The 14,943-nt window shown below is 61.9% G+C and carries 10 protein-coding genes; 4 read left to right on the top strand and 6 right to left on the bottom strand.

All coding sequences use genetic code 11. The features are described from left to right. Positions 1-47: 47 nt before the first annotated feature. The 3 genes from B5F33_RS00695 (at position 48) to B5F33_RS00685 (ending at position 2,289) form a co-directional block, all read left to right on the top strand. Positions 48-1,451, top strand: coding sequence for a family 1 glycosylhydrolase (locus tag B5F33_RS00695; protein ID WP_087409872.1), 1,404 nt, complete (start codon positions 48-50; stop codon positions 1,449-1,451). 125 nt (positions 1,452-1,576) lie between these two features. Continuing rightward, positions 1,577-1,879, top strand: coding sequence for a PTS sugar transporter subunit IIB (locus B5F33_RS00690; RefSeq protein ID WP_087409871.1), 303 nt, complete (start codon positions 1,577-1,579; stop codon positions 1,877-1,879). Positions 1,880-1,881: 2 nt separating this feature from the next. Next, the gene (locus tag B5F33_RS00685; protein ID WP_239284639.1) at positions 1,882-2,289 is read left to right on the top strand and encodes a PTS lactose/cellobiose transporter subunit IIA; all 408 of its coding nucleotides are present in this window, start codon (positions 1,882-1,884) and stop codon (positions 2,287-2,289) included. A gap of 92 nt (positions 2,290-2,381) precedes the next feature. Here B5F33_RS00685 and B5F33_RS00680 read toward each other — a convergent pair whose 3' ends face one another. From B5F33_RS00680 to B5F33_RS00670, 3 genes are all read right to left on the bottom strand, one after another. Continuing rightward, positions 2,382-3,197 carry a hypothetical protein gene (locus B5F33_RS00680; protein ID WP_143757905.1) on the bottom strand — a complete coding sequence of 272 codons (816 nt, stop codon included), beginning with the start codon at positions 3,195-3,197 and terminating at the stop codon, positions 2,382-2,384. A 189-nt stretch (positions 3,198-3,386) separates the two neighbouring features. After that, positions 3,387-4,493 carry an ATP-binding protein gene (locus tag B5F33_RS00675; RefSeq protein ID WP_239284637.1) on the bottom strand — a complete coding sequence of 369 codons (1,107 nt, stop codon included), beginning with the start codon at positions 4,491-4,493 and terminating at the stop codon, positions 3,387-3,389. A gap of 630 nt (positions 4,494-5,123) precedes the next feature. Further along, positions 5,124-8,258: a vitamin B12-dependent ribonucleotide reductase gene (locus B5F33_RS00670; RefSeq protein ID WP_087409869.1), complete on the bottom strand. Its 3,135-nt coding sequence runs from the start codon at positions 8,256-8,258 to the stop codon at positions 5,124-5,126. A gap of 393 nt (positions 8,259-8,651) precedes the next feature. Here B5F33_RS00670 and yhbY point away from each other — a divergent pair, with 393 nt between their 5' ends. After that, positions 8,652-8,951, top strand: a complete 300-nt coding sequence (gene yhbY, locus B5F33_RS00665) for a ribosome assembly RNA-binding protein YhbY (protein ID WP_087409868.1) — start codon at positions 8,652-8,654, stop codon at positions 8,949-8,951. 109 nt (positions 8,952-9,060) lie between these two features. On the opposite strand, the gene B5F33_RS00660 is transcribed toward yhbY, so the two are convergent. The 3 genes from B5F33_RS00660 to B5F33_RS00650 all read right to left on the bottom strand — a co-directional run bounded on the left by B5F33_RS00660 (position 9,061) and on the right by B5F33_RS00650 (position 14,934). Next, positions 9,061-12,102: a BTAD domain-containing putative transcriptional regulator gene (locus tag B5F33_RS00660; RefSeq protein WP_158095265.1), complete on the bottom strand. Its 3,042-nt coding sequence runs from the start codon at positions 12,100-12,102 to the stop codon at positions 9,061-9,063. Between the two features lie 557 nt (positions 12,103-12,659). Then, positions 12,660-13,850: an alanine racemase gene (gene alr, locus B5F33_RS00655; protein ID WP_158095264.1), complete on the bottom strand. Its 1,191-nt coding sequence runs from the start codon at positions 13,848-13,850 to the stop codon at positions 12,660-12,662. A 10-nt stretch (positions 13,851-13,860) separates the two neighbouring features. Continuing rightward, positions 13,861-14,934, bottom strand: a complete 1,074-nt coding sequence (locus B5F33_RS00650; protein ID WP_087409865.1) for a D-alanine--D-alanine ligase family protein — start codon at positions 14,932-14,934, stop codon at positions 13,861-13,863. Positions 14,935-14,943 lie beyond the last annotated feature (9 nt).

Raw genomic sequence — 14,943 nt, 5'->3', positions numbered from 1 at the left:
TCACAACGTTCCCCCGTACATCCATTGCTCTTCCCAAGGAGTTCATCATGTCTGCTGTCAAAACTTTCCCGGCTGGTTTCATGTGGGGCGGTGCCGTCGCCGCCAATCAATGTGAGGGAGCCGAAGGCCGAGGCCCCTGCGTATCCGACATGGCCCCTCATGGCGTGCGCGGCCCCTACATCGACAAACAGGTTCCAGGTGAGTACTATCCCCACCAGGTTGCCGTCGACTGTTACCACCATTATCTCGACGACATGGATCTTATGGCCGAGATGGGCATGAACTGCTTCCGCATCTCCATTGCCTGGAGCCGCATTTTCCCCAAAGGCGACGAGGCCGAACCGTCCGAGGAGGGCCTGGCGTTCTACGATCGCCTCTTCGACCGCATGCTCGAGCATGGGATTCAGCCCATCGTCACGCTCTCCCACTACGAGACGCCTCTCTACCTCGTTGATCAGTATGGCGGCTGGCGTAACCGCAAGACTATCGACTTTTTCCTTAACTACTGCCAGGCCGTGTTCAAGCGCTATCACAACAAGGTCAAGTATTGGCTATCGTTCAACGAGATGAACAACCTGCTGGATTACTACTTTGTAGCAGGTGGCTTCCGTATCGCCGAAGGGGAGAACGAGGCCGAAGCCATGTACCAGGCGGCGCACTATATGTTCGTCGCAAGCGCCCACGCCATGGCCATGCTGCGCAGCATCGACCCTACCTGCAAATACGGTTGCATGGTGAATTCAAGCACGCTCTATCCGGCAACGTGCAACCCCGAGGACGTGTTTGGAGCGTACTGCGGACGCCGGCGGAAATACTTCTTCATGGACGTGCAGGTGAACGGGCGCTACCCCGCCTATATCCATCGCATCTGGCGAGACAACGACGTGCACCTGGAAACTCGGCCTGAGGACTTTGAGGCGCTCGCGGCAAACACCGTGGACTTCATCTCGTTTAGCTACTACCGCAGCAACACCTACGAGCACGGCAAGCAGTCTGGCAGCGACACGGGCGGATTCATTTCGGAGCCGAATCCCTACCTTGAGCGCACGGCGTTTGGATGGCAGATTGACCCGCTGGGGCTGCGCTATGTTTGCAACGAGATCACCGATCTGTTCCATAAGCCTCTGCTCATTGCCGAAAACGGCATGGGGACCTACGACGTCATGAACGACGATGGCACCATCGATGACGACTATCGCATCGACTTCCTGCGGCGTCATCTGCAGGCGATTTACGAGGCGATTCAGGACGGCTGCGACATTATGGGCTATACGTACTGGGGACCGTTCGACATCGTGAGCGCGGGCACCGCGCAAATGTCGAAGCGCTACGGATTCGTCTACGTCGACCGCGATGACGAGGGTCACGGCACGCTCGAACGCCGCAAGAAGAAGAGCTTTGATTACTACAAGCGGGTCATTGCAACCAATGGTGCCGCTCTGTTCGAGTGACGCCGAGCGCCGACCCAAAGCGAATGAGTTACAGATAGCACAGGCTCCATACACCAGAAGAAACCCTGTTCTGCAGGGAAACACATCGACCTGCTCCAACCAGCAGATAGAAAGGAAGATGCACCATGAGAAAGATCGTACTGTTCTGCGCAGCGGGAATGTCGACGAGCGTTATGGTCCAGAAGATGCAGGAGGCGGCAGATGCCCAGGGATACCCGTGCGAGATTGCCGCATATTCCGTGGCGGAAGTCGGGACCTATGGACCTGACGCCGACATCGTGCTGCTTGGCCCGCAGATTCGCTTCAACCTCAACAAGGTGCGCAAGCAGCTCCCGGGAAAGCCCGTCGAGGTCATCGACATGCGCGCCTACGGCATGATGGACGGCGCAGCGATCATCGAGTTCGTCAAAGAGAAGCTGGGTGACTAGACATGGCAACGACTGCGGAGAACGAAACGATGGACACCTCGGCGAACAGCCCAGCAGACACCTCGGCAACGGCCGATGGCACGGCAGAGACCATCAACATGGAGATGCTCCCCTTTCAAATCATCGCGAACGTCGGCACGGCGCGTTCGATGTACGTGGAAGCGGTCGAAGAGGCCGAACGCGGCAACATCGAGGGAGCACGCGCAATGATCACTGAGGGCGAACAGTGCTTCGTGGAGGGACACGACGCGCACCTCAAGCTGTTCAGCCGCGAACTTGGACCCGATGATGTGAAGTATTTGCCACTGATCATCCATGCAGAAGATCAGCTGATGAGCGCCGAAACGATGAAGATCGTCTGCGAGAAGTTCATCGACATGCAAGAAGAGCTGCAGAGTTTAAAAGCATAGCGCTCGACCCGCGTTCCTTGACACCCACCGTCTTGCAGATACGCTATCTGAGCAGCCGTCCCCGCACGAGGCGGCTGCTCGTTTCATATCCTCTATTCCGTGCCGCCGAGCGCAACGGTGTATACGTTGCCGTCCGCTCCCGTAAGCACCAGGTCCGAACCATCCAGATCGATGTCCTCGACCGTAACATCGCCCGTTCGATAGATGGACGCGACCCCGCCGTCGGCGTGGAGAATGCTCTGGACGCAGAAACCGTCCTCCGTATTGGAAACGATGTAGAACACGTAGTCCTTCATCACAAAGCCCACGGGGTCGCCCGCGACCTCGAGCAGCTCAATCGGTGCCGCCGAGGAGCCTTGAATTTGATAACCGAAGATCGTGCGTCCGTCTTCGGAGGTTGCGATGGAGTAGGTATAGGACATTGCATCGATGGTATCGCCATCGGCATAGCGTGCCACGCCCTGAGGCTCCTCCGCAGATGCATCGCCACCGTTTGCCGAGGTATTTCCATCGACGAGGGCAGCCGTGTCCAGCGAATCCGCCCGGTCGTCGTACAGCATGACACCAAGTAGCGCGTTGCCCAGCACAAACAGCAGGAGGGCCGCAAGCGCGCAGCCGACCAACACCGCAATGGCGACGGTTCGTTTGCCGTTCTGCCGACGCGCGGCTGCAGGAACTGCTGGCTCTTGCGTTCCCGAAGCGGCACGACGTGCACGGGCTTCATCCTCGGGCCGCGTTGCATGGGCCGCATGTTTTGCCGCAGCCGCCGCATTGATGGGCGCATGCACACCCGATGTCTCTGCCGAAGATGGCGCGTCTGACGAACGAAAACGCCTGCCCGCAGGACGAGGCGTGGGACTTTGGTTGGTCGACGAACTACGGGAGGGACGACTGTTGCTATCGGGCATGGCGGCTCCTTACCGTGAAAGACAGCGCTGCACATTTTAGAAGCACCGCGCCCTCAGCTTACCACCCCGCCCTGCCTGTACGAGGTTTCTCACAACCCCCTCAAACGCCCCACATGCGCGACTCAACCGCAGAAGAGTTGAAGGATTCGATACCGTTGCCTCCCCCGAAGCGTACGGTCAACTCGCATGTCACTCAGGACGCTTGAGATAATCATCCAGATATGGAACGGCAAATACGACACGTCCTCTGCCAGCCGATTCGATGACTCCGGCATCGATAAGCCGCCGACGATATTTCTGCGCATAATCCGACGTGACACTCATACGTTCGGCCACATCTTTCATAGCGCTCGGGCCTTTGTCCAAACTCATTGCATGAATAAACGCAATATCTTGTTCGGACAACGTCGCGAGCGTTGTTTCACAAACATCATTTTCAAAATCGCGTCGAGCAAACTCGAGCGCGGCACGCAGCCCGTCATCAGAAATGCTTCCATCTGACGATGCGCGCGTAACAATCCCGTGACCAACCAGCTGCAGCATATAAGGTGAACCCTGAGTTGCTTCGACCGCTTGTTCACGCAACTCGCCGCTCAGTTTCACACCAAGCTCCCTAAATGCCCGCTGATAAAACGCATCCACATCGTTTAGGGCGAGCGGTGGAAGACTTACTTTACGAGCCCTGTTGAGAAACGTCAAAACTCGGTCATTCAGTGTTGCCGAAACCGCCCCTGGTAGCCCCGCCAGCACAATTGCAACATCAAGGCGCTCTCCCACCATCTCTTGATATACAGAGACGAGCTTGCGCACCTCCTGAGAGTTTGCCTGCAGCTCATCGATAAGTATGAGAATGCCATGCCCTTGGCGAGAAAGCCGACGAGCTAGCATGGTCAGCTTAAACTCGGGCGTTTTGGTTTCCTGCACCTCGTGGGTAAATTCAAGTCCAGCTGAAAAACCAAAAGCACCAACGGTCGCACCGGAAATATGGGCTTGCGTTGGCGTTCCAACGTAACGAGAGCCGTGCTCTTGAATCTTTTCCACGATACGCTCGAGCATGCCTTCAGAAACAATAGTCGGCGTTGCCACCACATATCCGCGCTCGGCAGCACGATCAGCAAGCTCCCAGAGCAGAACCGTCTTGCCGCTTCCTCGCTGCCCAAGCATTACAACAGCGCGGTCTTTGCTTCCCGGCATCGATAACAGTCCATTAAGAAAACCTTGCAGGATCTGTTCACGTCCCACGAGATAAGCGGGACGATTGCCGAACGACGGTGAAAAAATCGTATCGCGAATCACAGCGTCCCCTTTCGCCCAGGCAGTCTTTTCCTTTTTTTCCTATCTTTTCCTTTTTTTCCTTTTCTGTCAAATAGGTGGTGAGAGCAGGTCTTTTGGAGACTGCACGCGTTCGTTTGTTTCGGACCGTTCGACATGCGGCAAGACAAGTGGAAGCGATTCACGCAGGCACGCAAACTGTGGCAATTCACACGCCCAACGTAAGAATTGTGGCAATCCACACGCTCAAAGGCCTTAAAAGGGGGCCTGAGCGTGTGGATTGCCACCATATAGGATGCATGCGTGTGCATTGCCGCAAAACAGGGCGAACGCCGGATGCGGCCGGCGCAGATGCCAAGCCGGAGAGGACTAAAACCGGACACGAGAGACGTCATCCCGCGTGCGATCCGCCGTAGCGCCCGAAATCACCCCGAAAGAGGAGGGAGCGCACCCAACGGAGGCGAACAACGCCAGAGGAGAGACGCGCCCTCCCCCTAGCCGCGGCTTTCCCAGGTGCCGCAGATTCGCCCGAAAGAGGAGCGCCCCGTGCGCGGACTGCCGTAGCGCCCGAGATTGCCCTGAAAGAGGAGGGAGCACGCCTAGCGGCGGCGACCGACGATTGAAGGGCAAGGTCGGGTGCTACGGCAGGCCGCATCAGGAGCAACCGGTGGTGGTGCCACAATCCATACACACCTTGCACGTCCCGTTCTGCACCATGCGCGAGCTGCCGCAGGTCGGACACGTGCTGCCGTCGTACAGGCGCTCTCCGTGCAGCGCCGCATCGTGCGCCGCTTCAGAAATGAATGCGACGGTATACATGTCGCCGGTATCGACCGAACCGGTCTCCTCCTGAAGTTCCTGCTCCTTAATCGCGGTGAGACGCGTCATCTCTTCCTCGGTCGCCACGGGCTCCGCATCCGGATCGGATGCCGCCACACGGGGCACGGCCGCAGGGGGTGCCGGAGTAGCCCCTGCAATCTGCCCCCAGCCCTCAGGCTTCACCTGCACGCGGGTGTAATCCCCCAGCTCAATGTCGATGACCTTGGAGATGAGGTCAGAGATGCTCGTCACGTACTTGATGTTGGGATGGCTCTGGACGAAACCATACGGCTCGTACATCTGGCCTCGTAGCATCTTGGAAATGCTCTCGGCGGGGATGCCATACTGCAACATGACCGAGATGGTCTTTGACAGGGAGTTCAGCAGACCCATGATGGTCGTGCCCTCGCGATCGGTGGTCACGAACAGCTCCGAGATCTTTCCCTCCTCGTTGCGATTCACCGTCGTGTAGATCTTCACGCCATCGATCTGCGCCAGATGGGTCCGCCCGTTGCGAATTCCCACGATACGCTTGCGCTGTGCCGGCCGCACCGCCTGGGACAGCTGGCGTTGGGCGTCGCGCGCATAGTCGAGCAACGCCGCATAGGAAAGCTCGCCCAGGTCCTTCTCGTCGTGATCGTCGGCCAGGGTGGTATTCAGCGGCTGCGCGTTCTTGGAGCCGTCACGATACAGGGTGATGCCCTTCACGCCGGTCTGCCACGCCAGCATGATGACGTCCTTGAAGTCCTGCACCGTCGCGGAGTGGGGCAGGTTGACCGTCTTGGAAATGGCACCCGACACGAGCGGCGTGAGCGCGGCGACCATGAGCACATGGCCGCGCGGCGAGATATACCGCTCGCCGCTGCCGCAGATGTTCGCCGTATCGAAGATGGGCAGATGCTCAGGCTTGAGATGAGGCGCGCCCTCGATCTTGCCGTCGACGATCATGCCGTTCTCGTCGGTGGCCTGAACGTACGCGAGGATGTCCTGCACCTCATCCTCCGTGTATCCCAGATGCCGCAGGGCGTCCCCAATCACGGGGTTCGCGATGGTCATGAACCCGCCGCCGGCGAGCTTCTTGTACGCCATGTGGCTGAAGAACGGCTCAATCGAAGTCGCGGCGCAATCCATGGCAAACGAAATGGTCCCGGTGGGCGCCATGACGCTCACCTGGGCGTTGCGATAGCCATAGCGCTCGCCCAGCTCTTCGGCGAACGTCCACGACTCGATAAGGGCGCTCGCAAGCTCGCTTTCCCCTGCCTGCGACAGCAAATCGAAGTCGACAATCGGAGGCTCGACGGTAAGATCCTCGAAAGCATCTGTGCGCGCTCCGGCAACGCGGGCATGGTTGCGTATCACGCGCGCCATGTAGCGCTTGTTGATGGCATAGCAGTCGAACGGACCGATCTTGCGCGCCATGATGGCCGACGCCGCATAGCTCCGGCCGGTAAGCACGCCGGCAAGCGCCGAGGCCAGCGCGCGAGCCTCGGGAGAATCGTAGGGCATGCCCTTCGCCATGAGCAGGCTCGCGAGGTTCGACATACCCAGGCCCGTGGCGCGGAAACGATACGTCTTGCGCGCGATATCCTCCGTGGGGAACTGCCCCCATGCAATGGACGCCTCAAGCGCCAGCTGGATAAGGTCGATCGCATGCTCGTACCCCTTGACGTCAAAGGTGTCGGTCTCCGGGTCATAGAAGCGATAGACGTTGATGGATGCCAGGTTGCAGCTGGAATCGTCCAGGAAGGCGTACTCGCCGCAGGGATTCGTGGAGTTCAGGCGGTTGTAGCTCGCGCCCACCACACCGTCCTCGCCGCCGGGGCAGGTGTGCCACTCGTTGAACGTGTCGGAGAACTGCGGTGCGGGGTCGGCGCAGCGCCAGGCGCTCTCGTTGAAGATGTCCCAGATGTGCGCCACCGAAACCTCGCGGTCAAGCGACGAGTCCACGCGCCCCTTGAGCATGTAGGTCGCATCCGGATGCTCATCGAGCGACATCACCTTGGCCATGAACTCGTTATCGATGCGCAGCGAGTTGTTGGAGTTCTGACCCGACACGGTGGCATAGGCCTCGCCGTTGATGTCGCCGTCGTAGCCCATCTTCATGAGGGCAAGGGCCTTGTCTTCCTCGCGCGCCTTCCAGGTGATGAACTTCTCGATGTCGGGATGGTCGATGTCCAGGCAGACCATCTTAGCGGCGCGACGCGTCGTGCCGCCGCTCTTGATGGCGTCGGCATTGCGGTCGAAGCCGCGCAGGAAGCTCATGACGCCGCTTGAGACGCCGCCGCCCGACAGCTTCTCGCCCTCCGCACGCAGGGCGGAGAAGTTCGAACCGGTTCCCGAGCCGCCTTTGAACAGCTTGGTCTCGGTCACATATTCGTCCGAGATCGAGTGCTCGCCGAGCAGCTTGTCCTCGACCGACACGATGAAGCAGGCGCTCGCCTGGGTGCGCGTGTACTGGTCGGAGGATTCAACCACCTCGCCGGAATCGGGATCCACATAGTACATGCCCTGCGGCTCTCCCGAAATGCCATAGGCACGCTTGAGGCCGGTGTTGAACCACTGGGGAGAGTTGGGGGCAAAACGCTGGTCAAGCAGCATGTAGACGAGCTCGTCGTAGAGAATCTGCGACTGCTCCCCCTCCTCGATCAGACCTTCGTCGATGAGTGCCGCGACCCAGAAGTCGACCATGCGATGCGCGACCTGGCGCATCGAGGTCTCGTGTCCCTCACCGGGAACCCCGGCGCGCCGGAAGTACTTCGAGGCAATGATGTCCACGGCGTTTTGCGAATACTGGGCAGGAAACTCAAGGTCGTGCATGTCGCACAGCACCTTGCCGGTCTTGTAATCGGTCAGGTGCACGTCACGCTTCGTCCACTCGAATAAGTCGTACACCGTCTTGTCAGCGTTTTGAGGCTCTTCGAGGGCACGGGTGAACCGACGCTGGACAAGCTCTTCGATCTTTGTTGCCATAGCGGTCCTCGCTTTCCATCGGTTGGGTCAAGTGTCTCATCCCGCGCGGACACGCCAAGGGGAGGTGGACGCGCTGCGGGAGACGCGGTCAGAAACAGCAGCCGATGTCGATTCTAGCAAGCGTCAATCCAATATCTTGTGTTTTTCTGCAAACGGTTACACTATATATTGCTTTTCTTGAGTCACATTACCGTACGACATGCACAGCGCGGACACAGTCCCGCAGCTCAGCGACGCGTCACATGCATTCCGCTTTCTTTACGAAGCCGGCAGGCGGGGTCACATGTTGCATAGGGCATGCGGTAAGGTTGGGCGCGACGAATCCGGCCGCGCATCTCGCGGCGATACCTACAAGGAACCAGGGCGCGACATCGCCCAAGAAGGAGGATACCCATGGCACTGACCGGCAAGCAGGTGCGACAGCTCCGCAGCCTCGCCCATCACCTGAACCCCGTGATCATCGTCGGCAAGGGCGATGTGAACGACGGCACCGTCGAGCAGGCAAACGAGGCGCTTGAGGCGCATGAGCTCGTCAAGTGCTCCGTCCTGGACACCTCGAGCCTCGAGGCGCGCGAGGCGGCCCAGGAGCTCGCCGAGCGCTGCCAGGCGGAGGTCGTCCAGGTTATCGGCCGCAAGTTCTCGCTGTACCGCCTGTCCCAGCGCAAGGATATCGAGCACATCAAGCTCGTCTAATCCGTTGAAGACGAGGGCTTCTTGGCGTCTTTGCAGGCGCGCCGTCGCACGACCGCGGCGGCGCGCCTTCTGTTTGCCCTTCCTTCCAAACCAAGCCGATGCGTCTCGTCTACGACGCCGAGCTGCGCCGGCTCAAGCGCTGCATAATCCGCTCGTAAAGCGCTCTCGTCTCCGGCTCGGGAAGGCCGTCCCCATGTTCGCTCAGGTAGAGTCCGTGGCGCTTGTAGAGTTCTTCGACCTCGCGCCTGCGACCATCCATGTCGTACACGCGCATCGCCGCACGCACCACGTCCTCACGCCCTGGATCGTGGCGCAAGGCCGATTCGGCCATCCAGATTGCCGCCGTCACGTTCTGCTCGTCAATCGCCAAATCGACGCCGCGCATCATGCAGTCGATAAACTTGCTCTGCATCACCTTGCGCATGTTGCGAAAGAACGCCGGAGCATCCCGGTCGGGCACATAGAGCGGGCCACAGTAGACCTCTTCAATCTTGAGGCAGAGCTCGATAAGCTGCGGCGCGCTCACGCCCGTTCTTCTTAGCAACACTTGGCGCGCGAGGGCATTGAAGACCATCACATCGGATGAGATGTACTCTGTGTTGATTGCAATGCCGTCCCCTTGGGTGATGAGGTAGCTCACGCCCTCCTTTCGCTGTCCTAACGCATGGCGTAAGGCGGAAAGAGCCGTATACAGGTTACATCGCCCCCGCTCTTCCGACAGCTGCGGCCAAAATTCGGCGGCCAGCACATCGCGCCGCACGAACGACCCCTCCGCCAGAACAAGGCGGGCGGCCAGGATGCTCGTCTTCTTGCGCCGCCACAGGTCGTCGAGCATGATGTGGCCGCCGCGCTCGGCCCGAAATCCTCCGAAGAGCCTGATCTCAACCTGGTCGTCATCGGCCGGCGGTCGCTCAACCAGCTGAAACAGGCTGTCGTTTCTCACCCCCGCAGGCGCAAGGTTGCTATAGCTCGAAAGCAGGCCGTGCGGTATGAGCCGGCGCATCGCGTCCGAACGATCTCCCAGCGCATCGAGCGCCAGCCGTGCCAGTAGGCGAACCGACGGCTCCATGAGCGCAGGGCGCTGCAGCGAGTACCACGCCGAGAGCTCGGCATCCATGCGCGCCGCCGCGAGCGTCAACGCGACCCGCCATGCATAGAGAGGCGTGACGCTCTGCTGCTGCAGGTCAAGCAGGGCGGCCTCCTCGCGAACCGTAACGCGCGAAGTGTTTCTGAGGTACGCCACCTGCTCGAGCAGCTTTGCCCAGTCGAACAAGAACTGCAGGTCTTCCCCGGCAAGGCGGGCGACCTGCCGTCCTCGAAACCCGGCGTTTGCCACCTCCCCGTCCAGAAGCGACTGCCAGCCCTCGAGGACAAGACAGAACAACTGCATCTCCTGGTTCGTCGCACGAACGAAGACGGTGCCCACGTCGGCAAAGGCCTGTTTGTCGGTCACCGGAATGCCCAACAGCAAGCGCCTCACCTCGACGGCAAGACGCACCTGAGCCCCGACCCAGGAGAGCTCGCCTGCCGCCAGGCCCTCGAGGCTTTTCTCCATCTTGTCATCTCGGTCGTCCAGCCTCAGGGTGACGCCCAGCATCGCCTCGCCCAGCAGGCGGTCCGCCGCAACCAAAAGACGCGGCAGGTCCAGTTCCACGCCGGCAGGTTGCGCCCTCTCGGCGGGAATCACATCCGGCAAGTCCTCATGGCGCACCACGGCGCGCAGCAGTTGCGCGTGCAAAAGCAGAAGGTCGCTCGCAGCGTCCCGCTCCTCTGCAGCATCGCCAGGCAGACTCGGCAGCCCCAGGCCGTCGGAGCCTCCCCACGCCGCATTGACTGCCTCCGCCCGCTGCCAGTCGAGCCGGTCGACCTCCGCCTCAATGTCCTCGGCCAGCCGGCTGAGCCGCGAGGCCGCGGAGCGCGCCGACCTCAGGTCTCCCGTCATGATCGACGCCACATAGAGCGCGGTAAGCTCACGTGGACGGGCGGGCTCATGCCGGTCCCTAGGAACAGCGAGCAGCCTCATCACCAGCTGCGCGTGTCCAGCAAGGGAAAAGTCCGTCGGAAACGCCAGCACCGTCTTGAGCGCTTCGTCCGGCTCTAACAGGCGCGCAACCAACGCGGTCGCACGGTCGATGCGGCCCAGCTTCACCAGCGTCTTGACCGCCCGCCGCGCCAACCGGGGCTCGTCCCGCACGATCGAGGCACACAGACGACGCATCGCCTCGGGAGCCCCGTCCACACACGCAAAGGTTTGAAGCGCGGGGTCGACCCCAAACACTGGATAGTCATGCATGAATGCCGATACCTGCTGCGTCGAGAGGCCTGGGCCGCAGCGCCCCATGTCTGCCAGCGACCCGTTACCAAGCAACATCATGAGCGACGCCATGCCCAGCAGCTGTTTGTTCCAGCCTGCCAGATCTTTTAGAACCGCCTGATAGACGTCAAATACGCACGCATTGAACTGCCGGGGAAGTTCCTGCGCGCCTGCCTTTGTCCCCCTAAGGCCCGCGACCAACGCCGGGACCCCTTGAGTCAGCCGATATATGTCAAGGTCGATGGGCAACGAGAACGCGCGTGCCCAGTCTGAGTACTCATGCGGTCCAACCAGCAGCGCCCGGGGCGTTATTTTGACCGAATCTCCAAACGCCTTCAGAAAGGCCTGGTTGGACGGCCCGCACGCCACGACGATTCCGCAGCCACGGCTGCGCAGCTCTCGAAGCCGCGCTGCAATCATGCGCGCCTGCTTCTTTTCAAAGCGGGGGAGGCCGTCGATGGCAACAAGCGGATGGTCGGACTGCTCGAAAAGGCCCTCCGCATCATCGAACTGCATCAGCAGCTCATCTACCTGCGCATCGTGTGCATCGATCAGCAAAGCGGCGCCGCGCTTGGGATCTGTACGCACCTCGTCGACGATCTGCAGTACCAACGCCGTCTTCCCAAAATTGTCCGGAGCACAGACCACAATCGCCTTGCCGCTCGCGTCGTATGTCAGAACCTCGTCAAGAAGCCGCGTTCTACGTACGGTGAAACCCGCTCCCATAGGAAGCGCATCTACGCCTTTCACCGGCCGGTCGGCGGAGGAAGCGCCACCGAGTCGCTTGATTTGCTCTCCCCTGCCAGCTTTCCCGGTCGATTGTCTTCTCGTTGTCATCGTCCATTCCTCCCCCACCTCCACCATATGCGCGCGCCATAAACCAAACCGTGCAAAATGTCCGCCATTAAAAGGCCGTGTCAGAAATGGACAAGATTCATCGATTTTTTCGACCAGGGCGGACTACCAGGGGCGTTATTCGCAAAGACACGCTGCTCAGCGACATACCGTTGTCCCCTCCACTCATTCATACCAAAAGGGAGACGTTCATGCCCTACCGCAGTGCTCCTTCTACAGAGTTGTCGCGACCGTTTGCAGATTTCTCGAGCATGTTGCTCTCGCTATGTGCTTATGAAAACCAGGCACTCGGCACATGCCCGTGTTAGAAATGCGAAAGAAATGGGAGAGATGGAACCGTGGGGCTCTCCATAGGCATCTCGCGCTACGAGTGCGACGCACGCATGGGCCCCGGCGGCCTGACAGGGTGTGCGCTATACAGGTTCAATCTCGAGGCCCGTGTCGTGCCACCGAGACGTCGTATTCCGCCGGATGTAATGAACACGGCGGCGCCACGCTATGGCTGTCTGTTGGGAGAAGTCCAGGCGTCCGGCAGCATCTCAACCAGAAACGGCAGAAGCGGCGACAACCCTCGGAAGACGTTCTCCCAAACGAGAGAGCACCTCATTGCTGATGGTTCCCGCGGCCTTGGCGACCTCCTCGACGCGAATCTCGCCCGCACCGTCGCGGCCAATCAGGGTCGCGACGTCTCCGGGCGACACGCCCCCGACGCCGGTCACGTCGACCATCAGCTGGTCCATGCATATGCGGCCGACCACCGGGCAGCGCGCGCCGGAAACGAGAACCGACGCAGAACCGGAGAGGGAGCGAGGGACGCCGTCAGCATAGCCGATGGCGACGGTCGCGATGCAGCGCTCGGCCGGCGTGGAGTCCAGCAGCCCGTATCCCACGCCCTCGCCCGCCGGGACGCGACGCACGCACGCCACGCGGGCGCGCAGGGAGAGGACGGGCTCGAGGCCGAGCTCCGCCGGCAGGGGCTCATCAGGCGCGCTCGAGACCCCATAGAGGGCGATGCCGACGCGCACGGCGTCGAAGCACGCGCAGGGATAGCGCAGGGTTCCGTAGCTGCTCGCCAGATGCGCGCAGAAGGTGAGCCCGCGGCGTCTAAGCTCGCTCGCGAGCCGCGAGAACCTTTGAATCTGGACGGTCGTGGCCCGCTGGTCGCGCGCGGTAGCCCCGTCTGCCGCAGCGAGGTGCGAGAACACGCCGCGAACCCGCGCGCCGGGCAGGCGGAACGCGCGGATGACAGCATCAGGGTCGTCCCAGGCGATCCCGAGTCGGTGCATGCCCGTGTCGACGGCGAGATGGACGACCGCCTCGACGTCCGACCGCTCCGCAGAGGCCGCCAGCGCCCGGGCGTGCTCCTCGTCCGCCGCGGCGAGCGCGACGCGGTACCGAACGGCGACGGGGACGAGCTCGGGCGGGGTCCACCCGAGCACGAGGACGGAGCCGGGGAACCCCGCTTCCCTCAGCTGGACGGCCTCCTGAAGGGTGGCGACGCATGCCGATCGGCACCCCGCGCCCCCGAGCGCCCGCGCCGCCGCCGCGGCGCCGTGCCCGTAGGCGTCGGCCTTGAGCACGGCCATCGCCTCGCAGCCGCATGGCAGCACGCGAACGATGCGCCTATAGTTGGCCGCAAGGGCGGAGGGGTCGACCTCGACCCACGCCCGGGCATCCGCTGGGATTCCTAGTGGTTCCGCCGTGGCGGAGCGGCCTTCGTTACAGCCCATAATCACTCCTTCACCGCGGTCGGCGGTCAATCTTTGCTGTGACCATCTCTGCCAGCACGTCGCCCAGCTCATGGCCGGCGGCGCGCATCATCCGGGGAAAGCGGGAATAGCGCGTGAGGCCCGGCGTCGAGTTGACCTCGTTGAACACGACCTCGCCCTCGGGCGTCACGAAGAGGTCGACGCGCGCGAAGCCCGAGCATCCGAGCGCCTCGTACACCGTGCGCCCCGCCGCGCGCACGCGCTCGAGCACATCGTCCGGCAGGTCCGCCGGGCAGCGAAGCTCGGTGTTGGCGTCCGGGTTCTTCTCCAGGTGGATGCGGAAGAAGCCATTGTCCGGAACGACGATCTCGTCGATCGCGCCCATCCGGACGCCGCGGGCCGCGTCGCCCACGACCGCGCACCCCACCTCGATGCCCGCGACGGCCTCCTCGACGGCGACCTTCTCGTCGAGGGCGAAGGCGGCCCCGAGCGCCTCCTCATACGAGGCCTCGTCCACCGCCCTCGAGACGCCGATGGACGAGCCACCGCGCGCAGGCTTCACGAACACGGGAAACCCGCCGCAGCGCGCCACCGCCTCGCGGCGCGCCGCGTCCGGGGCGCCGCGATAGAGCACGGCGCAGCGCGGGGAGCGCACGCCCGCGGCGGAGGCCAGGCGGTGCGAGACGTCCTTGTCCATGCAGACCGCCGACGCCAGCACGCCGCACCCCACGTACGGGATTCCGCAGGCTTCGAGCGCCCCCTGCACCGTGCCGTCCTCGCCGCCTCGGCCGTGGAGCACCGGCAGCGCGACGTCGACGTCGAGGCGGCGCCAGCCGTCCCCGGCGCGCTCCATCAAGCCGCCGCGCGCCTCGGGGCCGCGGCCGGGCACGAGCGCCACCGGGGCGCAGTCGTGCCGCTCCCAGACACCGGTGACCACGTCCGCCGCATCGCCCGTGTAATGGAACCACGCGCCTGAGCGCGTGATGCCGATGAGCACCGGACGGAACCGGTCGCGTGGAAGCTGGGAAATCACGTTGTCGGCGGACCTCAGCGATATATCGTGCTCGGTGGAGATGCCACCGAAGAGAATGGCGACAGTGACCATGGAGACCCC

The sequence above is a fragment of the Collinsella sp. An2 genome, assembly GCF_002160065.1.
Lineage (GTDB): Bacteria > Actinomycetota > Coriobacteriia > Coriobacteriales > Coriobacteriaceae > Limicola.
Note: the sequence above shows the minus strand (reverse complement) of the source record. Positions and strands in the feature narration are given on the sequence as shown.

Bases quoted from the DNA above. Each gene is read 5' to 3' on its own strand.
- B5F33_RS00685 (WP_239284639.1), top strand. From the start codon at position 1,882: ATGGCAACGACTGCGGAGAACGAAACGATGGACACCTCGGCGAACAGC.
- B5F33_RS00680 (WP_143757905.1), bottom strand. From the start codon at position 3,197: ATGCCCGATAGCAACAGTCGTCCCTCCCGTAGTTCGTCGACCAACCAA.
- B5F33_RS00690 (WP_087409871.1), top strand. From the start codon at position 1,577: ATGAGAAAGATCGTACTGTTCTGCGCAGCGGGAATGTCGACGAGCGTT.
- alr (WP_158095264.1), bottom strand. From the start codon at position 13,850: ATGGGCTGTAACGAAGGCCGCTCCGCCACGGCGGAACCACTAGGAATC.
- B5F33_RS00650 (WP_087409865.1), bottom strand. From the start codon at position 14,934: ATGGTCACTGTCGCCATTCTCTTCGGTGGCATCTCCACCGAGCACGAT.
- B5F33_RS00695 (WP_087409872.1), top strand. From the start codon at position 48: ATGTCTGCTGTCAAAACTTTCCCGGCTGGTTTCATGTGGGGCGGTGCC.
- B5F33_RS00670 (WP_087409869.1), bottom strand. From the start codon at position 8,258: ATGGCAACAAAGATCGAAGAGCTTGTCCAGCGTCGGTTCACCCGTGCC.
- yhbY (WP_087409868.1), top strand. From the start codon at position 8,652: ATGGCACTGACCGGCAAGCAGGTGCGACAGCTCCGCAGCCTCGCCCAT.
- B5F33_RS00660 (WP_158095265.1), bottom strand. From the start codon at position 12,102: ATGACAACGAGAAGACAATCGACCGGGAAAGCTGGCAGGGGAGAGCAA.